The 21968-nt window shown below is 72.5% G+C and carries 19 protein-coding genes and 1 pseudogene; 13 read left to right on the plus strand and 7 right to left on the minus strand.

What is annotated here, in order from left to right; genetic code table 11:
* Positions 1-19: 19 nt before the first annotated feature.
* Positions 20-1672, minus strand: coding sequence for an FAD-dependent oxidoreductase (locus ABD207_RS09000; protein WP_344011437.1), 1653 nt, complete (start codon positions 1670-1672; stop codon positions 20-22).
* 272 nt (positions 1673-1944) lie between these two features.
* Here ABD207_RS09000 and ABD207_RS09005 point away from each other — a divergent pair, with 272 nt between their 5' ends.
* From ABD207_RS09005 to ABD207_RS09035, 7 genes are all read left to right on the plus strand, one after another.
* Positions 1945-3069, plus strand: a complete 1125-nt coding sequence (locus ABD207_RS09005; protein ID WP_344011439.1) for a SchA/CurD-like domain-containing protein — start codon at positions 1945-1947, stop codon at positions 3067-3069.
* 71 nt (positions 3070-3140) lie between these two features.
* Positions 3141-3608, plus strand: coding sequence for a cupin domain-containing protein (locus ABD207_RS09010; RefSeq protein WP_344011441.1), 468 nt, complete (start codon positions 3141-3143; stop codon positions 3606-3608).
* The gene (locus ABD207_RS09015; RefSeq protein ID WP_344011442.1) at positions 3605-4873 is read left to right on the plus strand and encodes a beta-ketoacyl-[acyl-carrier-protein] synthase family protein; all 1269 of its coding nucleotides are present in this window, start codon (positions 3605-3607) and stop codon (positions 4871-4873) included. The genes ABD207_RS09010 and ABD207_RS09015 overlap by 4 nt, the downstream gene beginning before the upstream one ends.
* Positions 4870-6117 carry a ketosynthase chain-length factor gene (locus ABD207_RS09020; protein WP_344011444.1) on the plus strand — a complete coding sequence of 416 codons (1248 nt, stop codon included), beginning with the start codon at positions 4870-4872 and terminating at the stop codon, positions 6115-6117. The genes ABD207_RS09015 and ABD207_RS09020 overlap by 4 nt, the downstream gene beginning before the upstream one ends.
* 26 nt (positions 6118-6143) lie before the next feature.
* A complete protein-coding gene (locus tag ABD207_RS09025; protein ID WP_343997212.1) occupies positions 6144-6404 on the plus strand; it encodes an acyl carrier protein in 261 nt (86 codons plus the stop codon).
* A 2-nt stretch (positions 6405-6406) separates the two neighbouring features.
* Positions 6407-6889, plus strand: a complete 483-nt coding sequence (locus tag ABD207_RS09030; protein ID WP_344011445.1) for an SRPBCC family protein — start codon at positions 6407-6409, stop codon at positions 6887-6889.
* A gap of 27 nt (positions 6890-6916) precedes the next feature.
* The gene (locus ABD207_RS09035; RefSeq protein ID WP_344011446.1) at positions 6917-7252 is read left to right on the plus strand and encodes a TcmI family type II polyketide cyclase; all 336 of its coding nucleotides are present in this window, start codon (positions 6917-6919) and stop codon (positions 7250-7252) included.
* 112 nt (positions 7253-7364) lie between these two features.
* On the opposite strand, the gene ABD207_RS09040 is transcribed toward ABD207_RS09035, so the two are convergent.
* A complete protein-coding gene (locus tag ABD207_RS09040; RefSeq protein WP_344011448.1) occupies positions 7365-8393 on the minus strand; it encodes a methyltransferase in 1029 nt (342 codons plus the stop codon).
* A 55-nt stretch (positions 8394-8448) separates the two neighbouring features.
* Positions 8449-9510, minus strand: a complete 1062-nt coding sequence (locus ABD207_RS09045) for a right-handed parallel beta-helix repeat-containing protein (protein WP_344011450.1) — start codon at positions 9508-9510, stop codon at positions 8449-8451.
* A gap of 250 nt (positions 9511-9760) precedes the next feature.
* On the opposite strand from ABD207_RS09045, the pseudogene ABD207_RS09050 reads away from it, so the two are divergent.
* The 5 genes and pseudogenes from ABD207_RS09050 to ABD207_RS09070 form a co-directional block, all read left to right on the plus strand.
* A pseudogene (locus ABD207_RS09050) lies at positions 9761-10179 on the plus strand (SidA/IucD/PvdA family monooxygenase); the annotation flags it as partial.
* A 320-nt stretch (positions 10180-10499) separates the two neighbouring features.
* Positions 10500-11414, plus strand: a complete 915-nt coding sequence (locus ABD207_RS09055) for an AurF N-oxygenase family protein (RefSeq protein ID WP_344011451.1) — start codon at positions 10500-10502, stop codon at positions 11412-11414.
* Positions 11415-11498: 84 nt separating this feature from the next.
* Positions 11499-13034: an FAD-dependent oxidoreductase gene (locus ABD207_RS09060; RefSeq protein WP_344011453.1), complete on the plus strand. Its 1536-nt coding sequence runs from the start codon at positions 11499-11501 to the stop codon at positions 13032-13034.
* A 143-nt stretch (positions 13035-13177) separates the two neighbouring features.
* Entirely contained in the window at positions 13178-13759 is a 582-nt protein-coding gene (locus ABD207_RS09065) for a DUF6328 family protein (RefSeq protein ID WP_344011454.1), read from the plus strand.
* 216 nt (positions 13760-13975) lie between these two features.
* Positions 13976-15385 carry an MFS transporter gene (locus ABD207_RS09070; RefSeq protein WP_344011456.1) on the plus strand — a complete coding sequence of 470 codons (1410 nt, stop codon included), beginning with the start codon at positions 13976-13978 and terminating at the stop codon, positions 15383-15385.
* A gap of 118 nt (positions 15386-15503) precedes the next feature.
* On the opposite strand, the gene ABD207_RS09075 is transcribed toward ABD207_RS09070, so the two are convergent.
* The 4 genes from ABD207_RS09075 to lnt all read right to left on the minus strand — a co-directional run bounded on the left by ABD207_RS09075 (position 15504) and on the right by lnt (position 20580).
* A complete protein-coding gene (locus ABD207_RS09075) occupies positions 15504-17483 on the minus strand; it encodes a helix-turn-helix domain-containing protein (protein WP_344011458.1) in 1980 nt (659 codons plus the stop codon).
* An 85-nt stretch (positions 17484-17568) separates the two neighbouring features.
* Positions 17569-18369, minus strand: coding sequence for a 3-hydroxybutyrate dehydrogenase (locus tag ABD207_RS09080; protein ID WP_344011460.1), 801 nt, complete (start codon positions 18367-18369; stop codon positions 17569-17571).
* A gap of 55 nt (positions 18370-18424) precedes the next feature.
* Entirely contained in the window at positions 18425-18904 is a 480-nt protein-coding gene (locus ABD207_RS09085) for an NUDIX hydrolase (protein WP_344011461.1), read from the minus strand.
* Between the two features lie 68 nt (positions 18905-18972).
* Complete coding sequence (gene lnt, locus ABD207_RS09090) at positions 18973-20580, minus strand: apolipoprotein N-acyltransferase (RefSeq protein ID WP_344011462.1); 1608 nt, start codon at positions 20578-20580, stop codon at positions 18973-18975.
* 277 nt (positions 20581-20857) lie between these two features.
* Here lnt and ABD207_RS09095 point away from each other — a divergent pair, with 277 nt between their 5' ends.
* The gene (locus ABD207_RS09095) at positions 20858-21922 is read left to right on the plus strand and encodes an O-antigen ligase family protein (protein ID WP_344011465.1); all 1065 of its coding nucleotides are present in this window, start codon (positions 20858-20860) and stop codon (positions 21920-21922) included.
* The last annotated feature ends 46 nt before the right edge of the window (positions 21923-21968 follow it).

Raw genomic sequence — 21968 nt, forward strand, 5'->3', positions numbered from 1 at the left:
AGGCTCCCCGCAGGCCGGGTCAGGTGCGCGCGAGGACCGCCTGCACCGCCTCGCGCAGGGTCCGCAGCGGATCGGGGGTGCGGTGCTCGGAGCGCCAGGCGACGAAGCCGTCGGGGCGGACCAGGACCGCGCCGTCCTCGCCGACCCCGTGGGCCCGCGCCCAGTCCTGGTCGCCCTCGGGAACCAGGTCCGCCTCGGCACCGTGCCCGATGCGGTGGGAGTCCAGCGGCGCGTTCAGCTCCTTGGCGACCTGCTTGGCCGCGGTGTGCCAGGCGAAGCCCGCGTCCGCGGAGCTGAGCAGCACCGGGTGCCGTTCGTACAGGTCGAGGGTGGAGATCCGCTCGCCGGCCCGCTCCAGCCACAGGTGCGGGGCCCGGCTGCCCGGCGCGCCGTCCAGCACCAGCGCGTCGGGGACGACGGGGGACGCCGGGTCGGTGCCCAGCACCGCGCCGCGCGGATAGCGGTAGCCCAGGGCGACGTTGAGGATGCCGCCCCGCGCGCCGCGCTTGCCCGCGCCTTCGGCGGGGGTGTAGCCGGGGTGGCTGTGCTCGACGGAGCGGGTGGAGGCGCGGGCGCTGGTCGCCTCGGCGACCGGCCGGCGTTCGGTGTCGTAGGAGGCGAGCAGTCCGGGCCCGGCCCAGCCGCCCAGCACGGCGGCCAGCTTCCAGGCGAGGTTGTGCGCGTCCTGGATGCCGGTGTTGGAGCCGAACGCCCCGGTGGGCGACATCTCGTGGGCCGAGTCGCCGGCCAGGAAGACCCTGCCGTCGGCGTAGCGTTCCGCGACGCGTTCGGCGGCGTGCCAGGCGGCCCGGCCGGTGATGGTGACGTCCAGGCCGGGCGCCCCGACGGCCCGCCGGATGTGGTCGGCGCACCGCTCGTCGGTGAACTCCTCCAGCAGCTCGCCGCGTTCGGGGTGCCAGGGCGCGTGGAACACCCAGTGCCGCTGGTTGTCCACCGGCAGCAGCGCCCCGTCGGCCTCCGGGTTGGTCAGGTAGCAGACGATGAACCGGCGGTCGCCGACGACGTCGGCCAGGTCCTTCGAGGTGAAGGTGACGCTGACGTTGTGGAAGAGGTCGCCGGGGCCGGTCTGGCCGATGCCGAGCCGCTCCCGGACCGGGCTGCGGGGGCCGTCGGCGGCGACCAGGTAGTCGGCGCGGATGGTGGTGTGCTCGCCGGTCTCCCGGCTCTTGACCAGCGCCGTCACCCCGTCGGCGTCCTGCTCGAAGGACATCATCTCGGTGGCGAACCTGAGGTCGCCGCCGAGTTCGCGGGCGCTCGCCAGCAGCACCGGCTCCAGGTCGTTCTGGCTGCACAGGCACCAGGCGGTGGGGCTGAAGCGGGCGAGCCCGCCGCCGGGGTCGATCTCCCGGAACAGCCACTCCCCCGCGTCACCCACCAGGGTCGGGGTCTGCAGGATGCCGTGGTTGTCCGCCAGCACGCTGGCCGCCCGGTGGATGCGTCCCTCGACACCGGCGGTCCGGAACACCTCCATGGTGCGGACGTTGTTGCCGCGTCCGCGGGGGTGGATCGAGGTGCCCGCGTGCCGCTCCACGAGGATGTGCGGCACGCCGAGGCGCCCCAGGAACAGGGACATGGACAGGCCCACCAGTGAGCCGCCGACGATGAGCACGGGCGTGCGGTGAGCGTCGCCGGCCTCTTCCACTCGGTTCATTGAAACGCCTCCAGCGTCGCACGCGACGGGCTGTGGGAAGGGGACGCACATTGCATGCCCGGTGCGGGCCCCTTCGTGTCGGGGCGGCACCCGGTTGGCACGCGGTTCACCCACTCGCCCCGTGGCGCTCGCGCACCCCGCGGAGCCCGCCGACCATCGACACATGGCGACCCCGGCCCTTCGGACACCGCGGTCGTTCCTGACCTTCCGTGACGAACATCCGCAAAGGACTTGTGCACGGACTTCCATGAGAATGAGGAGAGGTGCGCCGGATGACCATGTCGGGACGCATATCCCAGTCGGCCTTCGACGGTTCGCGGCTGCGGGTGATCCTGCTGCTCGACCTGTACGAGGGAGCTCAGGAGGAGTTCCTCGAGGCCTACGAGCACATGCGCAACAAGGTCGCGTCCGTCCCCGGACACATCAGTGACCAGCTCTGCCAGTCGATAGAGAACCCCTCGCAGTGGCTGATCACCAGCGAGTGGGAGAGCGCCCCGCCGTTCCTCGCCTGGGTGAACAGCGAGGAGCACGTGGAGACCGTACGGCCGATGCACAACTGCGTCCGGGACACCCGCTCGATGCGCTACAGCATCCTGCGCGAGACGCTCCCCGAACGGCCCCTCGCCCCCGAGCGGGCGCGGGACGGTCTGCAGGCCGCGGTCCGGGTCGGCGACGGGGTGGCCCGCCACGCGCTCACCTTCACCGTCAAGCCGGGTTCGGAGTCCAAGGTCGCCGAGCTGCTGGCCGGCTACCAGTCCCCCAAGGCGCAGGTCGACGAGACCACCCGGCTGCGCCGCACCTCCCTGTTCATGCACGGCAACCGGGTCGTGCGCGCCGTGGAGGTCGAGGGCGACCTGCTGGCGGCGCTGCGCCATGTGGCGCGCCAGCCCGAGGTACGGGCGGTCGAGGAGGCCATCAACCCGTATCTCGAGCAGGACCGCGATCTCACCGACCCCGACTCCGCGCGGGTGTTCTTCACCCGTGCCGCGCTCCCGGCCGTGCACCACGTGGTGCAGGGCCGCCCGGAGCCCGCCGGCCTGCGCCGGCACATGCTGTACTACCCGGCCGTCTCCGGCCGCGGCATGGAGCTGGCCCGGTTCCTCGCCCACCAGGACGAGGCCGCGGCCGAGGACCCGGACAGCCCGGTGTACGCCAGCACCGTCTTCCAGCGCGACGACATCGTGGTCCGCCTGGTGGACGTCACCCGCGACCTGGACCTCGACATCCCGGCCGCTCTCGGCGTCAAGGGCCCCGGCAAGGCGGCCGAGCTCCAGCGGCTGCTGGACGGCGCCGCCATCGGCGTCGAGGGCTCCCTCGACTCGGAGCGCACCCTCAACCGGCTCCTGTCGCACGCCGACATGATGCCCGTCACCGACCGCAGCTCGGCGGAGGCCTGACGGTCAACCGCGGTGGCGTCCGCGGCCTTCGCGGCGCCCGGACGTCACCGGCACACCCGGAGGTATCAACCATGTCCAAGCAGCATCCACGCATCGTGGACCTGAGCGAGACGGAACCCAACCGACGGCGCGGAGGTGACCTCAGGACTCTGCTCACCCCGGCCACGGTGGGCTCCACCAGCGGCTTCATGGGTCTGGCGGTCATCCAGCCCGGTGAGCGGATCGCCGAGCACTACCACCCGTACTCCGAGGAGTTCGTGTTCGTGGTGACCGGGCAGCTCGAGGTCGACCTGGACGGCGAGGCGTATCCGCTCCGCGCCGACCAGGGTCTGATGATCCCCGTCGACATGCGGCACCGCTTCCGCAACGTCGGCGGCACCGAGGCCCGGATGGTGTTCCACCTCGGTCCGCTGGCCCCGCATCCGAGTCTCGGCCATGTGGACACCGAGGAGAACGAGAGCGTCGAGGCGGGACCGCAGCTGACGGTCGGCGGGCCGGAGCGCGGCCGGCCGTCCGAGCCGAGCGGGGCCATAAAATGACCCGCCGAGTGGCCGTCACCGGTGTCGGTGTGGTCGCTCCCGGCGGCATCGGGGCGACGGCCTTCTGGGACCTGCTCTCGGCCGGCCGCACCGCCACCCGCGGCATCACCCTCTTCGACCCGGCCGGACTGCGCTCGCGCATAGCCGCCGAGTGCGACTTCGACCCCTTCGAGCACGGCCTGGACGCCGAGCTGTGCCAGCACGCGGACCGGTACATCCAGTTCGCCGTGGTGGCGGCCCGCGAGGCGGTGCGCGACTCGGGGATCGACACCGCCGCCGAGGACCCCTGGCGCACCGCGGTGTCGCTGGGCAGCGCGGTCGGCGGCACCACCCGGCTGGAGCACGACTACGTCCTGGTCAGCGAGCACGGCCGGCGCTGGGACGTGGACCACGTGAAGGCGGACCCGAAGCTGCATCTGGCGTTCTCGCCGAGCACGCTCGCCTCGGTGGTCGCCGAGCAGTTCGGCGCCAAGGGCCCGGTGCAGACGGTCTCCACCGGCTGCACCTCGGGTCTGGACGCGGTCGGCTACGCCTTCCACACCATCGCCGAGGGCCGGGCGGACGTGTGCATCGCGGGCGCCTCGGACTCGCCGATATCCCCGATCACCATGGCGTGCTTCGACGCCATCAAGGCGACGTCGCCCAACAACGACGACCCCGAGCACGCCTCCCGCCCCTTCGACGCCCAGCGCGACGGTTTCGTGATGGGTGAGGGAGCGGCGGTGCTCGTCCTGGAGGAGTACGAGCACGCGCGGGCCCGAGGGGCCGAGATCTACTGCGAGCTCAGCGGCTACGCCACCTACGGCAACGCCTACCACATGACCGGTCTGACCAGCGAGGGGCTGGAGATGGCCCGGGCGATCGACACCACGCTCGACCAGGCCCGGATCGACCCCACGCAGATCGACTACGTCAACGCGCACGGCTCGGGCACCCGGCAGAACGACCGGCACGAGACGGCCGCGGTGAAGCGGTCCCTGGGCGCACACGCCTACGACACGCCCATGAGCTCCATCAAGTCGATGGTGGGGCACTCGCTGGGCGCGATCGGCGCGATCGAGGTGGTCGCGTGCGTCCTCGCCATCAAGCACCAGGCGGTGCCGCCGACGGCGAACTACGAGACCCCCGACCCGGAGTGCGACCTGGACTATGTGCCGCGCACCGCCCGCCCCCGGAAGCTCGAGCATGTGCTCTCCGTCGGCAGCGGCTTCGGCGGCTTCCAGTCCGCGGTGCTGCTCAGCGGGCCGGGCGGGAGGACACCATGAGCACTCAGCGCTCCGGGCGCGCCGCCATCACCGGTATCGGGGTGATCGCGCCCAACGGACAGCGCACGGACGCGTACTGGAAGTCCGTGCGCGAAGGTCTCAGCGTGCTGGACCGCATCACCCGCGAGGGCTGCGGGCACATGCCGCTCCAAGTGGCGGGCGAGGTACAGGGTTTTGACCCGTCGGCGCTCATCGAGGACAGGTTCCTGGTGCAGACCGACCGGTTCAGCCACTTCGCGATGTCCGCCGCCGCCCTCGCGCTGGACGACGCCGGCCTCGGCAGCGGCGACCCGGCCGAGCCGTTCTCCGTCGGTGTGGTCACCGCCGCGGGCAGCGGCGGCGGCGAGTTCGGCCAGCGGGAGCTGCAGAAGCTGTGGGGTCAGGGGTCGAAGTTCGTGGGCCCCTACCAGTCGATCGCCTGGTTCTACGCGGCGAGCACCGGCCAGATCTCCATCCGGGGCGGCTTCAAGGGGCCGTGCGGGGTGGTGGCCAGCGACGAGGCGGGCGGTCTGGACTCCCTCGCGCACGCGGCGCGGGCGGTGCGCCGCGGCACCGACACCATGCTGGTCGGTGCGGCGGAGGCGCCCCTCGCCCCGTACTCGATGGTGTGCCAGCTCGGCTACCCCGAGCTGAGCACCGTCGCCGAACCGGACCGCGCCTACCGCCCGTTCACCTCCTCGGCCTGCGGCTTCGTGCCGGCGGAGGGCGGTGCGCTGCTGGTCGTCGAGGACGAGCGCAAGGCCCGGGAGCGCGGGGTGCCGGTGCGGGCCACGCTGGCCGGGCACGCCGCCACCTTCACCAGCGCCGCCCGCTGGGCCGGCTCACGCGAGGGGCTGGCCCGTGCGATCCGCGGCGCCCTCGACGAGGCGGGCTGCGCACCCGAGGAGATCGACGTGGTGTTCGCCGACGCGATGGGCGTGCCGGAGGCGGACCGCGCCGAGGCGCTGGCGATCGGCGACGCGCTCGGCGAACACGGCCGGCGGGTGCCGGTCACCGCACCGAAGACCGGCATCGGGCGCGCCTACTGCGCGGCGCCGGTGCTGGACACGGTGGCCGCGGTGCTCGCCATGGAACACGGTCAGGTGCCGCCCACGCCCAACGTGTTCGACGTCTGCCACGACCTCGATCTGGTGACGGAGCGCGCTCGACCCGCCGAGCTGCGCACGGCCCTGGTCCTCAGCCGGGGACTGATGGGCTCCAACGCGGCGCTGGTCGTGCGCCGCGGTGGCGAATCCGCCCGGTAGGACCGGGCGGGGAAGGAGCAGATCCCATGATCACCACCGAAGTGACCTTCGACGAGCTGGCCGCTCTGATGAAGAAGGCGGCCGGCATCACCGTCGACCCGCAGGAGCTCAAGCAGTCGGCCGAGTCGCCGTTCGACTCCTTCGGTCTGGACTCGCTCGGCCTGCTCGGCATCGTCGGCGAGCTGGAGAACCGGTACGGCCGGTCCCTTCCCCCCGACTCGGAGCGCTGCAAGACGCCCCAGGAGTTCCTCGACCTCGTCAACAGCACCCTCAAGGCTGGAGCCTGAAAGTGGCCGGACACACCGAGAACAGCATCACCATCGACGCTCCCTTCGACCTGGTCTGGGAGATGACCAACGACCTGGAGAACTGGCCGAACCTGTTCAGCGAGTACGCCTCGGTCGAGGTGCTCTCGCGGGACGGCGACACCACCACCTTCCGTCTCACCATGCACCCGGACGAGAACGGCAAGGTGTGGAGCTGGGTCTCCGAGCGCACCCCCGACCGTGCCGCGCGCCGGGTGAAGGCGCGCCGGGTGGAGACCGGCCCCTTCGCCCACATGGACATCCTGTGGGAGTACACGGAGCTGCCCGGCGGGGTCCAGATGAAGTGGACGCAGGACTTCGCGATGAAGCCGGACGCGCCGGTGGACGACGAGTGGATGACGGACAACATCAACCGCAACTCGCGCGTCCAGATGGCCCTCATCCGGGACCGCATCGAGCAGGCCGCCCGGGAGCGCGAGAGCGCCTCGGTCGCGTCCTCCCGCTGACCGCGGGCCCAGGGAAGGACACAGCGCATGCACCACGCCCTGATCGTCGCCCGGATGAAGCCCGGGTCGGCGCCGCACATCGCCGACATCTTCGCCGACTCCGACCGCGGTGAGCTGCCTCACCTGGTCGGGGTGACGCGGCGCCGGCTCTTCCAGTTCGGGGACGACGTGTACCTGCACCTCATCGAGGCGGAGCGGGACCCGGGGCCGGCCATCGCCAAGCTGGCCGGTCACCCGGAGTTCCGCGGCATCAGCGAGCGGTTGGAGGCGTACGTCAGCGCCTACGACCCTGCGACGTGGCGCTCCCCCAAGGACGCCATGGCCCAGTGCTTCTACCGCTGGGACCGCGACACCTCCTCGTGAGGCGGGCGCATCCGGGCCGAGGCCGCCGGTTTCGCGTCAGTCGCGGAAGCCGGCGGCCTCGGTGTGTGCGGAGAGGGCCGGTGACGGGTCTTCCGTCAGCCGGAGCCCGGTGTCACCTCGGGACGGTGCACTCGAAGGCGTGCAGATAGGCGTTGACCGGGTTGATCTCGCCGATGACCAGGCCGGCGTCGGTGAGCCGGTCGGTCATGGACTGCCGGGTGTGCTTGGCTCCGCCCACGTTGAGCAGGAGCAGCAGGTCCATCGCCGTGGTGAACCGCATCGACGGGGTGTCGTCGACGAGGTTCTCGATGACGATGACGCGGGCGCCGGGCCGTGCCGCCGCACGGACGTTGGCCAGGGCCCGGCCGGTGCTGTCGTCGTCCCACTCCAGCACGTTCTTGATGATGTACACATCGGCCGTGACCGGGATGGTCTCGCGGCAGTCCCCCGCGATGACCTGGACGCGGTCGGCGAGCGCACCGCCCTCGCGCAGGCGCGGGTCGGCGTTCTCCACGACGCCCGGCAGGTCGAGCAGGGTGCCGTGCAGGTGGGGGTGCTTCTCCAGCAGGCTGGCCAGGACGTGGCCCTGGCCGCCGCCGATGTCCACCACCGAGGACACGTCCCCGAGGTCGAGCAGCCGGGCGACGTCGCGCGCCGACTGCTCGCTGGAGGTGGTCATGGCCCGGTTGAACACATGCGCGGACTCGGGGGCCGCCTCGTTGAGGTACTGGAAGAACTCCCGGTCGTAGACGTCCTCGAAGACGTTGCGGCCGGAGCGCACCGCCTCGTCCAGCAGCGGCCATACGTTCCAGGTCCACGGCTCGGTGCACCACAGAGCGATGTAGCGCAGGCTGTGCGGGTCGTCCTCGCGCAGCAGCCGGGACATCTCGGTGTGGGCGAAGGTCCCGTCGGGGCGTTCGGTGAAGACGCCCTGGCAGGTCAGCGCCCGCATCAGCCGGCGCAGGGTGTGCGGCTGGGACTTCACCGCCGCAGCCAGCTCGTCCACGGTCATGGGGGTGTCGTCCAGCGCGTCCGCCACGCCCAGGCGGACGGCCGCGCGGACGGCGGCGGCACAGGCCGCCCCGAAAACGAGCTCTCTCAGCCGCATGGGCGGCGGGGGAGCCTGATCAACGGTCGTCATCCGTTGCCTCGCTTCTGCAGTGCTGTCGGTGGGGGGTGTGGGAGGTGAACGGGCGTCAGCACATGCCGGCGGGCTCGGAGAGCGTGCAGGTGTTGCGGCTGAACGTGTTGTTGGTGGCGGTGTCCCGGTTCGCCAGGTCCGCCGGGCTGTTGCCGGTCACCAGGTTGTCGCGGATGTCGTTGTTCTCGTTGGGTGTGCCGACGAAGCTCTTGAAGAGCACGATGCCGCCGGACAGCGGGGAGGTGCCCTGGTTGTTCTCCACGCGGTTGTAGGTCACGCGGGTCTTCTCGGCGCCGGTGAGCACGATGCCGGAGCCCTGCAGGAAGGGCAGCCGCGCGGTGGCCGCGCAGTACTTGTTGTTCTCGTGGATGTGGTTGTACCTGACGCTCATGTCGCCGGCGCGGGGCGAGCGCTCGTCGCCGACGACGAACACGGCGGCGCAGTTCCCGGTGGCCTCGTTGTGCTCGACGCTGAGGTCGCGCAGCCGGCGCACGGTGACGCCGATGCGGTTGCCGGTCAGGCGGTTGTGGCGGACGACGGTGCCGTCGGTGTCGCGGGCGCCTTCCTCTGCGTCGACGGTGTTGGCGATGAACAGGCCGGCGTCGCCGTTGTCGCGGGCGGCGTTGTGGGTGATGACGCTGCGCACGGAGCGCTCCAGGGCGATGCCCCAGGTGCCGTTCTTCTCGGCGAGCACGCCACGGACCTTCAGCCGGTCCGTGCCGGTGGCCCACAGGCCGTGCTTGGCGTAGCCGCTCAGCGCCAGGGACTGCACGGAGACGTCCTTGAGGGGCTTGTCGTCGGTCCCGAGGACACAGATGCCGCTGCCCGCCTTGGCGCAGGCGTCCTTCTCCTTGCTGTCGGGCACCAGTACGGTGCGGGCGGCGCCGGAGCCGCGCAGGGTCAGGTCCGGCACGGTGACGCGGACGTGCTCCTTGTAGATGCCGGGTGCGATGAGGATCGTGTCGCCGGGCTCGGCGGCGTTCACGGCTTTCTGGATGGACTGGCCGGGCTGGACGCGGTGCACGGTGCTCTGGTCGGCGGCCGACGGGGTGGCTCCCAGGCCCGCGGCGACCACGGCCGCGGCACAGGCGAGATACGTGAGGTTTCGTCTGGTCATGTGCCGAAGCTATGAGGCGGTTTTCCAGCCCGCCACCGCTGATCACCCGCGCGGAAGCGCCTGGTAGGCCGTCCGGCGGGAAAAGGCGACGGGCCGTCAGAAATACTGGACGACGGGCAATCAAAGGGCTAGCCGCCCCACACATGTGTGGTTAGGGTTACCTAAGTTCGACTGTGGGATCGTCGGCGCCGGGCTTCCGCTCCGGAGGATGGGTGAGTACAGCGGACCTGCCGGGACGGACTGTTCTGCACCGCGGTGGGCAAGGGCCGACAGGGTGCTGGCCCCCAGCGAATTGCTTCCGCGGGTCGACCGGCTGCTGCGCTCCGGCACGTCCGTGCGCCGGGCCGTCGTCCTCGGCGCCCGGCCAGAGCGCCGCCGAGACCGTCGACTACCTCCTCCGTACCTTCCCGGACGCCGAGATCTGCTCGGTGTTCGGCAAGTACGGGTACACGCCGATGCCGCCCGAGGGGCCGCGACCACGGTATGGAGACCAACCCCAACGTCACCGCGGGCATCTGCCTCCAGGGCGGCGGCACGGAGCACACCCACGGTCTCACCTCGACCCTGCTCTCCACCGCAGCCGTCCGCTCCGGCGAGATCTGCGCATCCCTGCCGGCCCGGCGCCGCTCGGCGCAACCGCGGGCGACGGCGGATCTCGCTCGCGGGTAGCCGGTCCGTGCAGGGAACGCCGGCAGCCGGTCCGCGTGCCGCGCCGCGGAGACGGGCCGCTAAGCGGAGGCGGGCCGCTAAGCGGAGATGAACCTCTGAGTGGAGATGGACCTCTAAGCGAAGATGGCTCGCAAAGCGGACATCGACCGCGGCACGGCGAAGGACCGCGAAGTTTCGTCGTGCTGTTACCAGGGGGTAGGCAGCGGCGCGCTCTTGCTATACAGTCCGTCAGCAAGCCTCCCGCTGTTACCGCGGGTAAGTCCCGGGTGGGCGCAGCGAGGCCAAGTGCATCGCACGGACTGACCGAGGAGCCCCGCACCATGGCACTGAGCATCTCGCGGCCGGACACCACGCCCCAGCCCGCCGAAGCGGGCGTCGCCCGCCGGCTGCTCGACTCCTCCGCGCAGCTCTCCTACGACCCGCTCACCGAGGTCGACTGGGAGACGCCGCTGGACACCGGCTATCACGGCGCCAGCCCCGAGTGGAGCACCCTGTACGGGACGGCGTACTGGAACGAGATGACCGAGGAGCAGCGCAGGGCGCTGACCCGCCAGGAGGCCGCGTCCGTCGCCTGCACCGGCATCTGGTTCGAGATGATCCTGCAGCAGATGGTGCTGCGCGACATCTACGCCAAGGACCCCACCGACGACACCTTCCAGTGGGCGCTCACCGAGATCGCCGACGAGTGCCGCCACTCCATCATGTTCGCCCGTGGCGCGAAGAAGCTCGGTGCCCCCGCCTACCGCCCGCCCCGGGTCGCGCTCGAACTGGGCAGGCTGTTCAAGACCGTCGCCTTCGGCGAGGCCGCCTATGCGGCGATCCTGGTCGCCGAGGAGGTCCTCGACGTCATGCAGCGCGACTGGATGCGCGACGAGCGGGTCGCGCCGTTCGTGCGCACCATCAACAACATCCATGTCGTCGAGGAGTCGCGGCACATGAAGTTCGCCCGCGAGGAGACTCGTCGGCACCTCGCGCGCGCCGGACGCCTGCGCCGCAGCGCCCACGCCGTCGTCATCGCCATCGCGGCGTACGTGATCGTCACCAGCATGGTGAACCGCAAGGTGTACGCCAACGCCGGCCTGGACGAGGAGCGCGCGGTGCGCGAGGCGCGGGCCAACGAGCACCACAAGGCCATGCTGCGCTCCAGCTGCGCCGGCCTGATGGAGTTCCTCGGCTCGGTGGGGCTGCTGACCGGGCCGGCGCTGTACTGGTACAAGCGCGCCAACCTCATCTGAACCCAAGTCCCGCCCGGGACACGACAATTGCGACAGTTGCTCTCACCTGCTCCCACGAGCTTCAGCCGAGCGGACGACTGAACCATGGCCTTCGCGATCACCCAGACCTGCTGCAACGACGCCACCTGCGTGTCCGTCTGCCCGGTCAACTGCATCCACCCCACTCCCGACGAGCGGGCCTTCGGCAGCACCGAGATGCTGTACATCGACCCGAAGGCCTGCATCGACTGCGGCGCCTGCGCCGACGCCTGCCCGGTGGACGCGATCTTCCCGGTCGACCGGCTGACGGCCGGTCAGCAGGAGTACGCGGAGATCAACGCCGCCTACTACGAGCAGGACAAGGCTCCGGCGCAGCCCGACGAGGCCGAACTCGGCCCGCTCTTCCACACCTGGGGCAGGCCGGTCTTCGACCGCGTGCTGCCGTCCGACTTCGGGCCGCTGCGGGTCGCCGTCGTCGGTACCGGACCGGCCGGGATGTACGCGGCCAAGGACCTGCTGCTGCACACACCCGCCGAGGTCACCCTCATCGACCGGCTGCCGGTCGCGGGCGGGCTGGTCCGCTTCGGCGTCGCACCCGACCACCCGTCCACCAGGAAGGTGAGCGAGACCTTCGCCCAGGTCCACGCCCACCCCCGCGTGCGCACCCACCTCGGCCTCGAAGTCGGCAAGCACGTCACGGCGGAGGAACTGGCCGCCCACCACGACGCGGTGATCTACGCGGTGGGCGCGGCCACCGACCGCCGGCTCGGCATCCCGGGCGAGGACATGCCCGGGACGCTCTCCGCCACGACCTTCGTCGCCTGGTACAACGGGCACCCCGAGGTCGCGCCTGACGCCGTGGACCTCTCGTCCGAGCGTGTCGTGGTGGTCGGCAACGGCAATGTCGCCCTCGACGTGGCACGCATCCTGGTCTCCCCTCCTCAGACGCTGGCCGGCACCGAGATCGCCCGGCACGCACTGGAGGAGCTGCGCCGCAGCAAGGTGCGCGAGGTGGTGCTGCTGGCCCGCCGGGGCCCCGAGCACGCCGCGTACACCCGGCCCGAGCTGCGCGCCCTGAAGCACCTCTTCGGCGTGGACCTGCTGATCGACGACCACGACCCGAGGATCGCTCCGGCCATCGACCAGGCCGGGCCGAGCGACAAGGCGGCCGTGCTGCGGGGCGTGCCCCGCAAGCCGGTCGACTGGTCCGTGCCCCCGTCCTCCGCCGCGTCGGACGAACGACGCCGTATCGTCCTGCGCTTCCACTCCGCGCCGCTGGAGATCCACGGCGACCGCGCCACCCGCGCGGTGCGCGTGACGGGCGAGAACGGTGACACCGAGATCCCGGCCGGGACGGTGCTGCGGGCGATCGGCTATCGCGGGGTGCCGCAGGCGGGGCTGCCGTTCGACGAGGCCACGGGGACCGTGCCGCACGAGCGCGGCAGGGTGGCGGGCATGCCCGGCACATACGTCGTGGGCTGGATCAAGCGCGGCCCCTCGGGCGGCATCGGCGCCAACCGGGCTTGCGCGGCGGAGACCGTCGGCACGCTCCTCGCCGACGCGATCGCGGGCGCCCTGCCCGCCCCGACCGGCACCGCCCGGGCCTTCCACCGCCTGGCCCGCCGGCGCCGGCGCCGCTGATCCACGTCCCGGGGGAAACCCGGCGCCCGTCGCCCTCCCCGGCCCCCCGACACCCCTGCATCGCACGCGAACTGCACGTGAACTGCATAAAGGGCAACGACCGGGGCAGCCGGACTTCCTGTGAACCGCCGGGGAGGAAGCCCATGACGATGACGGACCAGCGGCCCGACGTGACGACGCACGAGAAGGCCCACGAGGACGCCGCCCGCTGCGCGTGCGACAGTGGCCAGGGTCCTCAAGCCGGCGCCGACGGACCCGAGACGCCGCGCGAGCGGGTCAACCGGCGCTGGAACGAGGTCCTGCAGGAGACCCGGGTCACCCAGACCGGCGTGCAGATCCTCTTCGGCTTCCTGCTCAGCGTGGCCTTCACCCCGGTGTTCGGGGAGCTGGGCACGGCGGACCGCACCATCTACGTCGCCACCGTGGTGCTGGGCGCGTCGGCCACCGGGGCCCTCATCGCTCCCGTCTCCCTCCACCGCTTCCTGACCGGACAGCGCATGAAGGACGAACTGGTGGAGGCCGCCTGCCGGCTGATGCGCTGCGGCATGGTCCTGCTCGCCCTGACCATCGGCTGCACCCTGCTGCTGATCCTGCGCTTCGTCATACCCGGCGTGCTGGCCGAGGCCCTGGCCGGCGGCGTCATGCTCTGGTTCGGCCTGTGCTGGTACATTCTCCCCTTCCGCCTCCGCCGCCGCGCCGCCCGCCGCGCCGCCGACGTGAGCTGACCGGCAACGCTGGCCGGCGACAGGTGACCGGCTACACCGACGCGCGTTCCGCGTCCGGCCGCCTCAGGGGGCTTCCACGGGCACCGCATGGTGCCCGCACGCATACCCTGGGCCGGAACTATGGTGGCCCGCCACATGTGCCCCCGACCTGCCTCTTCCTACCGTGTGCCGACACGTACGTACCCCGTCCCCACCGCACACGAGGAAGTGGCGCACATGGCCTCCGCAGCATCCGCTCCCCCGACGCCGTCGAATCTGAAGCGCATCGTCGCCGCGTCCCTCATCGGCACCACCATCGAGTGGTACGACTTCTTTCTGTACGGCTCGGCCGCCGCGCTGGTCTTCAACAAGCTGTTCTTCCCCGAGTCCGACCCGCTCGTCGGCACGCTGCTGTCGTTCCTGACGTACGCGGTCGGATTCGCGGCGCGGCCGATCGGCGCGCTGGTCTTCGGGCACTACGGGGACCGGCTGGGCCGCAAGAAGCTGCTGGTGCTGAGCCTGCTGATGATGGGCGGGGCCACCTTCGCGATCGGTCTGCTGCCGACCCACGCCACCATCGGCAGCGCCGCGCCCGTACTGCTCACCGCGCTGCGGCTGGTGCAGGGCTTCGCGCTGGGCGGCGAGTGGGGCGGCGCCGTGCTGCTGGTGTCCGAGCACGGGGACGCCGAGCGGCGTGGCTTCTGGGCGTCCTGGCCGCAGACGGGCGCTCCGGCCGGGCAGTTGCTGGCGACCGGTGTGCTGGCGTTCCTCACCGCGGTGCTCTCGGACGCGGCGTTCGGCAGCTGGGGCTGGCGGATTCCGTTCCTGCTCTCCGGTGTGCTGGTGATCGTCGGTCTGTGGATCCGGCTGTCCGTCGACGAGTCGCCGGTGTTCCGGCAGGCGCTGGAGCGGGCCGAGGCGCGCAAGGCGGAGGCCACCGCCGTCGCCGAGCGGATGCCGCTGGTGGCGGTGGTCAAGCACCACTGGCGTGATGTGCTGGTCGCCATGGGCGCCCGCATGGCGGAGAACATCAGCTACTACGTGATCACCGCGTTCATCCTGGTGTACGCCACCGTCTCGGCCGGTGTCTCGAAGCAGACCGCGCTGAACGCGGTGCTGATCGCCTCCGCGATCCACTTCGCGGTGATCCCGGCCTGGGGCACGCTGTCGGACCGGATCGGCCGGCGGCCGGTGTATCTGATCGGTGCGGCGGGCGTGGCGCTGTGGATGTTCCCGTTCTTCGCCCTGATCGACACCGGCGGCTTCGGGGCGCTGCTCCTGGCGGTGACCGTGGGTCTGGTGCTGCACGGCGCGATGTACGCACCGCAGGCGGCGTTCTTCTCCGAGATGTTCGCGACGCGGATGCGCTACTCGGGTGCCTCCATCGGCGCCCAGTTCGCCTCGGTGGCGGCGGGTGCGCCCGCCCCGCTGATCGCCACCGCGCTGCTGGACGCCTACGGCACCTCCGTGCCGATCGCGCTGTATGTCATCGCGGCGAGCCTGCTGACCGTGGTGGCCCTGGCGGCGGCGAAGGAGACCCGCCACCGGGATCTGACGGACGTCGCTCCCTCCGGCGGCACCACCGGGCCGGTCGAGGCCCGGAAGGCCCAGAAGGCCCAGAAGACGGAGGAAGCTCCGACCGTCTGATGCCCCGCGGCTCCGCTCCACCGGCCCCCGTGCGCGCCCCGCGTACGGGGGCCGGTGCGTAGGGGGTGACGTCGTACGGGGTCAGTGTTGGGCGGTGACGTCGTACGGGGTCAGTGCGTCAGTGCGTGAGGGGTGGTGCCGAGGGGTCGGAGAGGCGGAGCAGGCGCAGGGCCAGCTGTATCTCCAGGGCGCGGGCGGGGCTCTGCCAGTCGTCGCCGAGGAGGCGGCCGACGCGTTCCAGGCGCTGGGCGACGGTGTTCACATGGACGTGCAGCTCGTCCTTGGTGCGGGCGGGGCTCATGCCGCAGGCGAAGTAGGCGTCGAGGGTGCGGACCAGCTCGGTGCCCCGGCGTTCGTCGTAGCAGACGACCGGGCCGATGGTGCGGTCGACGAAGCCCGTGACGTCGCGATCGCCGGCGAGCAGCAGGCCGAGGAAGCCGAAGTCCTCGGCGGCGGCGCCGTCTCCGGAGCGGCCGAGCAGGCGCAGGGCGTCCAGGCAGCGGCGGGCTTCCGCGTAGGCGGTCGCCACGGTGTCCGGGCGGGCGGTGAGGCGTTCGACGGGGGCGGAGGCGCCGACGCTGACCGGTTCGTGGACGGCCGTGCCCAGGTGGCGGGCGGTGCGCCGGGCGAGGCCGGTGGCGGTGTCGTCGCCGGTGAGGGGCAGCAGCAGGACGGTGCCGCCGTCGCGGGCGGCGGCGAGGCCGTGCCGGGTCGCGGCCAGGTGCGAGGCGGCGGCCCACAGCCGTCTGCGGGTGTCGGCCTCCTGCTCGGCGTCGTCGGTGCCGCCCTCCAGGCGGGCGGCGAGCACGACGTGGGTGGCGTCCAGGTCGGCGTGCAGCCGGGCGGCGCGGTCGCGCAGCAGACGCGGGTCGCGGTCGCGGGCGTCGAGCAGGTCGTCGAGGAGCTCCCCGCGGACGCGCTGTTCCGCCTCGGCGGCGGAGCGGCGGGCGAGCAGCAGCAGCGAGGTGACCATGGCGGCGCGTTCCAGCGTGCGCTGGTCGACGGGGTCGAGCCCGGGGTGGCCGCGCAGCACCAGGGCGCCGAGGAGTTCGTCGCCGGCGGCCACGGCGGCGATCCAGTCGTCTCCGTGCCGCACCGCGTGCCCTTCGGCGCGGGAGGACTTAAGGGCGTCGGCCGGGGCGGCGTCGGCCTCGGTGAACTGCACCTGGCCGTCCAGGACCTCGGAGACGGCGGCGGCCACGTCGTGCACCCCGCCGCCGCGCAGCACCAGCTCGGCCAGCCGGTCGTGGACGTCGGAGGCCCGCTCGATCACCCCGCTGCGGTCGCGGATGATCTCATTGGCGTGTTCCAGGTCGGCGAGCGCGGAGCGGGTCTCGGCGAGCAGGTTGGCCGTGTCGATGGCCGCGGCGGCGAGGGCCGCGAAGGAGCCGAGCAGGGCGATCTGCTCGCGCTCGAAGACCCGGGCCCGCCGGTCGGCGGCGAACAGCACGCCGATCACGGTGTGCCCCAGCGTCAGCGGCACGCCGAGGATCGCCACCAGGCCCTCGTCGTGCACACCGGCGTCGATGGCGCGGGTGTGCTGGAAGCGGTCGTCGCTGAAGTAGTCGTCGGTGACATAGGGGCGGGCGGTCTGGGCGACGAGCCCGCCGAGCCCCTCCCCCATGCCGAGGCGCAGCTGCTGGAAGCGGGCGGACACCGAGCCCTCGGTGACCCGCATATAGGTGTCGCCCCTGGCCGGGTCGTTCAGACTCAGGTAGGCGACGTCGGTGCCGAGCAGGGAGCGGGCGCGCTGCACGATCGCCTGGAGCACGGCGTCCAGGTCCCGCAGGCCGGCAAGGTCGTGGGCGGTCTCGAAGAGCGCGGACAGTTCGGCCTCGCGCCGGCGCCGCCCCTCCAGCTCCGCGCGCACTCGCAGGGCGAGCAGCTTGGCCTGCTCCAGCGCGGCGATCCGTTCGGCCGGCCGGCCCTCGGCGCGGGCCAGCAGCACCGGCTGCTCATAGGCCTCGGCGGGCGCGCCACGGGCCAGCAGCTCGAGGTACGGCGTCTCGGCGCCGCCGGACTCCGGGCCGGCGACGGGGCGCGAGCGCCCCGGGGCGGGGGCTTCGAGCCCGGCGGACTGCACATGATCGCGGGACATGACCACAGGATTCCTCATCGCACGGCCGGTCCGGCAGGCCTGTGGAAAACTCGTTCCGGCCCCTCGGGCCGGCCGCCGGACCGGTTCAGTGCGCGGTCCAGCCGCCGTCGAGGACCAGTGAGGTACCCGTCACGAAGGCGGCCTGAGGCCCGCACAGGTAGGCCACCGCCTCGGCGACCTCCTCCGGTTCGATCAGCCGCTTGACCGCGCTGTCCTGGAGCAGCACCTCGCTCAGCACGCGCTCCTCGGGGATGCCGTGGGCGCGTGCCTGGTCGGCGATCTGCTTCTCGACCAGGGGGGTGCGCACATAGCCGGGGTTCACGCAGTTCGAGGTGACGCCGTGCCGGGCGCCCTCCAGCGCCGCGGTCTTGGACAGTCCCTCCAGTCCGTGCTTGGCGGCCACATAGGCGGACTTGTAGGCGGAGGCGCGCAGTCCGTGGACGGAGGACACATTGACGATCCGGCCCCAGCCCTGCTCGTACATGTGGGGCAGGGCGCCGCGGATCAGGCGGAACGGCGCCTCCAGCATCACCGTGAGCACGGTGTGGAAGACGTCGGGCGGGAACTCCTCGATGGGGCGGACCAGCTGCAGCCCGGCGTTGTTCACCAGCACGTCCGTGCCCGCGGCGGCGAGTTCCGCGGCGTCGAGGTCGGTGAGGTCCACGACCTGTGGTTCGACCGCGCCGCCCAGGCCCCGGGCCGCCTCGGCGAGCGACTCCAGGCCCGAGGCGTCCCGGTCGACGGCTCTGACCTTGGCCCCGGCGGCGGCGAGCCGCAGGGCGCAGGCGCGGCCGATACCACCGGCGGCGCCGGTGACGAGAGCGGTACGGCCACCGAGGTCGAGCGAGGAGGCTTGGGGAGCCGGAACGGCACGGGAGGCGGTCATATCCCCGACCCTAGGCAGCACCCGCACCCCGCCCCATGTGGTCAGCCCCTACACTTCAGCCGATTTCCATGGGGGCGAACCATGTGGGGGCGTCCGACAGGGCCTGCTTGATCCGGAAGCGTGAGAACTCGTGCAGCTCCGGCAGGGCGTCCACCGGGAACCAGGCGACGTCCAGCGACTCGTCGTCATTGACCCGCGCCTCGCCGCCGACCGCCCGGCAGCGGAAGGTGATGTCCATGTACTGGCAGATGTCACCGTTGCCGTAGGTCACCGGCTGGAGCGCCTGCACCAGCACCACCCGTTCGGGGACGCAGCGCACCGCCGTCTCCTCCTCGACCTCCCGCACGGCGCAGGCCGCCGGCTGCTCCCCCGGCTCCGGGATGCCCCCGATCACGGACCACGTGCGGGTGTCGGCCCGGCGGTTCAGCAGCACTCTGTCCTCGGCGTCGAAGACGAGGGCGGTGACCCCGGGGAGCCACAGCAGCTGATGGCCTGCGGACTCGCGCAGCGTGCGGATGAAATCAGGGGTAGCCATGCTCTCGACCCTAACCGCCCGGTCGGTTGCCCAGGCCCCGCTTCACCCGCCGCCCTCCGGTGGTGCGGCTACGCGTCACCGGCGCGCCGGGCGCGCAGTCCGGCGCCGACGGCCCAGCCCAGGCCGCCCGCGGCGACCAGCACCAGCGCGATCTCCGGCGCGATGCCGACCCGGGTGGCCGGGGTCCGCGTCGAGCGCAGCGGCACCTCCTGCACCAGGGAGCCGGCGACGAACATGCCGGTCTTCTGCGAGATCGTCCCGTCCGGCAGGATGACCGCGCTGACCCCGCTGGTGACCGGCACGGTCACGGTGCGGCTGTGCTCCACCGCCCGGACGCGGGACATGGCGAGCTGCTGGTAGGTCATCTCGCTGCGGCCGAAGGTGGCGTTGTTGCTGGGCACCGAGATCAGCTGGGCGCCACCCGTGACCGTGTCCCGCACCGCCCAGTCGAACGCGGCCTCGTAGCAGGTCACCAGGCCCACCCGGGCACCGCCCATGGTGAACACACCGGGCTCGCCGCCCCGGCTGAAGTCCTGGCGCACCATCGACGTCCACTCGTCGTTGATCGCGCCGATCAGCGGGCGCAGCGGCAGGTACTCGCCGAACGGCTGGATCTGCCGCTTGTCGTAGGTGTCGACGGGGCCCTTCTCCGGGTCCCACAGGATCTGCTCGTTGAGCAGCTTCCCGTCCTTGGCCACCACACCGCCGACCGAGACCGGCGCGCCGATCGCCTTGGCGGCGCGGTCGATGGCGGCACGGGCGTCGGGGTTGACGAACGGGTCGATGTCGGAGGAGTTCTCCGGCCACAGCACGATGTCCGGCCGCTCGGCCTTGCCCGCCTTCACCTGTTCGGCCAGGCGCACCGTCTCGCGCGAGTGGTGGTCGAGCACGGCGCGCCGCTGCGCGTTGAAGTCGAGCCCGAGGCGCGGCACGTTGCCCTGGATGACGGCCACGGTGACGGTGCCGTCCTCGGCCGCGTCGCTGACCAGCGGCCGGGCGGCCACGGCGCCCGCGACGGGCAGGGCGACGCTCACCGCGCCGACGACCGCGGCGGCCTTCCGCACCGTGCCGGTGCGCCGCGCCTCGATCAGCACCCGGACCAGCTCGGCCAGGCCGAAGCCGCACAGCACCACCGCGAAGCCCAGCACCGGGGTGCCGCCGACCGCGGCCAGCGGCAGGAAGACGCCGTCCGCCTGACCGAAGGCGATCTTGCCCCAGGGGAAGCCCTCGAACGGCATCCGGGCGCGCACCGCCTCACCGGCGATCCACAGCGCCGCGGCCCACACCGGCCATCCCGGAAGCCGGGACACCGCGGCGACGCCCACGCCGACGAGCGCCACGAACACCGCCTCGATCACCACCAGGGCGATCCACGGCCCCGGCCCGACCTCCACGCCCGTCCACACCAGCAGCGGCAGCAGGAACCCCAGGCCGAAGAGGTAGCCGAGGCTCAGCGCAGCCTTCCAGCGGCGTCCGCGCAGCACCCAGCCGAGGACGCCGAACGCGGGCAGGGCGAGCCACCACAGGGTGCGGGGCGGGAAGCTGACATACAGGAGCAGGCCGGAGAGCGCGGCCGCGGCGGCCGGCACGAGCCGCGCGAGCCACCGCCCGCGCACGGGCGCATTCTGCGGCGGCCTGGACTCCGACTCGCCGACGGGAGCAACGGTGACGGTCACTCCGGGAGTCTAAGGCGCCCGCACCGCCCGCCGACACCGGCACAGTTCCTCGGGTCCCCTCGCCTGGCGAGGCGGTGGGTTCGGCGGGCCGGCGGCTGCGGGGGTGGGGTGGCTGGGCGCAGTTCCCCGGGCCCCTGAAAAGCCACCCTCCTCACAAGACATCCCCAAATCGCCCACCAGCCGTTAACGTGTGCCGGTGCCCTGGTCGCACGGACGACCGGGGTCCTTCACACAGTCGGGGGCGACGCGTACGGGGTGCGGGGTGGGTTCCACGGGCATGGCTGCGGCCGGCGCGGATGCGGACGGCGAGAGACGAAACGGACTGGACGTCGCGGGCGTCGTGGTCCTCGGCGCGTGTGCCGCCTGGCCGCTGATCACGGCGGCGGTCCGCGGCGGCCGCCCCGAGGGCATGCTCCTCGCCGTGCTCGCGGTGGCCGCCGGCTACGCGGCGGGCCGGATCGGCGGCACGCTGCTGCCGGTGGCCGCGCCCTGTGTCTGGGCGCTGGCCGGTGTGGGCCTGGCCGTGGCCGTCCCGCATCTGGCGCCGGGGCCGCAGATGTCCACGCCGCTCGGTCACGCCGGGGCGACCGCCGCCGTGCTGACCCTGTCCGCGGGCGCGGCCTGCTGTGCCGCCTGGGCGGCAGCCGCGCCGGCCCTGCGGATCGCTCTGCGGCTGCTGGCGGCCGGCGTCGCGGTGACCGCCGCCATGCTCGGCTCGCCGGCCGGCTGCGTCGCCGGAACGCTGGTACTGCTGTGTTCCCTGGCCGCCGCCCGGGTGCGGCGCCGGGGTCCGGGCCTGGTCCTGCTGGCGCTGGCCGTCGCCGGGGTGTCCGGAACGACCTGGGCGGTGGCCCGCGACGCCCTGCCGGACGGGCTCACCGCCTCCCTGGAGGGCCGGCTGTCGGCACACCGCGTGGATCTGTGGCGGGACGCGCTCGGCATGGTGCGGCAGCACGCCGGTCTGGGCGTCGGTCCGGGCCGGTTCGGGGAGCTGAGCACGGCGTCGGGCGAGTCCCTGCTGTCCGACGGCAAACCCCACTCCGCACTGCTGCAGCTGGCGGCCGAGCAGGGTGTCGTCGGGGCGGTGCTGCTGGCGCTGGCGTTCGGCTGGGTGCTGTACGCGCTGTGGCGCAGCCCCCGCTCCACCCCGGTCGTGCTGACCGCGGGCGCGGCCCTGACGGCGGTCGCGGCGATCTCCTCGGTGGGCAATGCGCTCAGCTTCACGGCTGTTTCCGTGGGCGTGGGCCTGCTGGCGGGAACGGCGACGGCGCGTCCCCTCGCCCTGGGAACCCCACCGCGCGCATCCGACGCCCGTCCCCACGAGGACCGGCTCAGCAGGTGAGCCCGCCCCTGCGGGATACGCCCTCGCGCCCGCCTGCGTTCCGGCG

Source organism: Streptomyces thermospinosisporus (genome assembly GCF_039526425.1).
Lineage (GTDB): Bacteria > Actinomycetota > Actinomycetes > Streptomycetales > Streptomycetaceae > Streptomyces > Streptomyces thermocarboxydovorans.

Bases quoted from the DNA above. Each gene is read 5' to 3' on its own strand.
- ABD207_RS09000 (WP_344011437.1), bottom strand. From the start codon at position 1,672: ATGAACCGAGTGGAAGAGGCCGGCGACGCTCACCGCACGCCCGTGCTC.
- ABD207_RS09005 (WP_344011439.1), top strand. From the start codon at position 1,945: ATGACCATGTCGGGACGCATATCCCAGTCGGCCTTCGACGGTTCGCGG.
- ABD207_RS09010 (WP_344011441.1), top strand. From the start codon at position 3,141: ATGTCCAAGCAGCATCCACGCATCGTGGACCTGAGCGAGACGGAACCC.
- ABD207_RS09015 (WP_344011442.1), top strand. From the start codon at position 3,605: ATGACCCGCCGAGTGGCCGTCACCGGTGTCGGTGTGGTCGCTCCCGGC.
- ABD207_RS09020 (WP_344011444.1), top strand. From the start codon at position 4,870: ATGAGCACTCAGCGCTCCGGGCGCGCCGCCATCACCGGTATCGGGGTG.
- ABD207_RS09025 (WP_343997212.1), top strand. From the start codon at position 6,144: ATGATCACCACCGAAGTGACCTTCGACGAGCTGGCCGCTCTGATGAAG.
- ABD207_RS09035 (WP_344011446.1), top strand. From the start codon at position 6,917: ATGCACCACGCCCTGATCGTCGCCCGGATGAAGCCCGGGTCGGCGCCG.
- ABD207_RS09040 (WP_344011448.1), bottom strand. From the start codon at position 8,393: ATGACGACCGTTGATCAGGCTCCCCCGCCGCCCATGCGGCTGAGAGAG.
- ABD207_RS09045 (WP_344011450.1), bottom strand. From the start codon at position 9,510: ATGACCAGACGAAACCTCACGTATCTCGCCTGTGCCGCGGCCGTGGTC.
- ABD207_RS09055 (WP_344011451.1), top strand. From the start codon at position 10,500: ATGGCACTGAGCATCTCGCGGCCGGACACCACGCCCCAGCCCGCCGAA.
- ABD207_RS09060 (WP_344011453.1), top strand. From the start codon at position 11,499: ATGGCCTTCGCGATCACCCAGACCTGCTGCAACGACGCCACCTGCGTG.
- ABD207_RS09065 (WP_344011454.1), top strand. From the start codon at position 13,178: ATGACGATGACGGACCAGCGGCCCGACGTGACGACGCACGAGAAGGCC.
- ABD207_RS09070 (WP_344011456.1), top strand. From the start codon at position 13,976: ATGGCCTCCGCAGCATCCGCTCCCCCGACGCCGTCGAATCTGAAGCGC.
- ABD207_RS09075 (WP_344011458.1), bottom strand. From the start codon at position 17,483: ATGTCCCGCGATCATGTGCAGTCCGCCGGGCTCGAAGCCCCCGCCCCG.
- ABD207_RS09080 (WP_344011460.1), bottom strand. From the start codon at position 18,369: ATGACCGCCTCCCGTGCCGTTCCGGCTCCCCAAGCCTCCTCGCTCGAC.
- ABD207_RS09085 (WP_344011461.1), bottom strand. From the start codon at position 18,904: ATGGCTACCCCTGATTTCATCCGCACGCTGCGCGAGTCCGCAGGCCAT.
- ABD207_RS09095 (WP_344011465.1), top strand. From the start codon at position 20,858: ATGGCTGCGGCCGGCGCGGATGCGGACGGCGAGAGACGAAACGGACTG.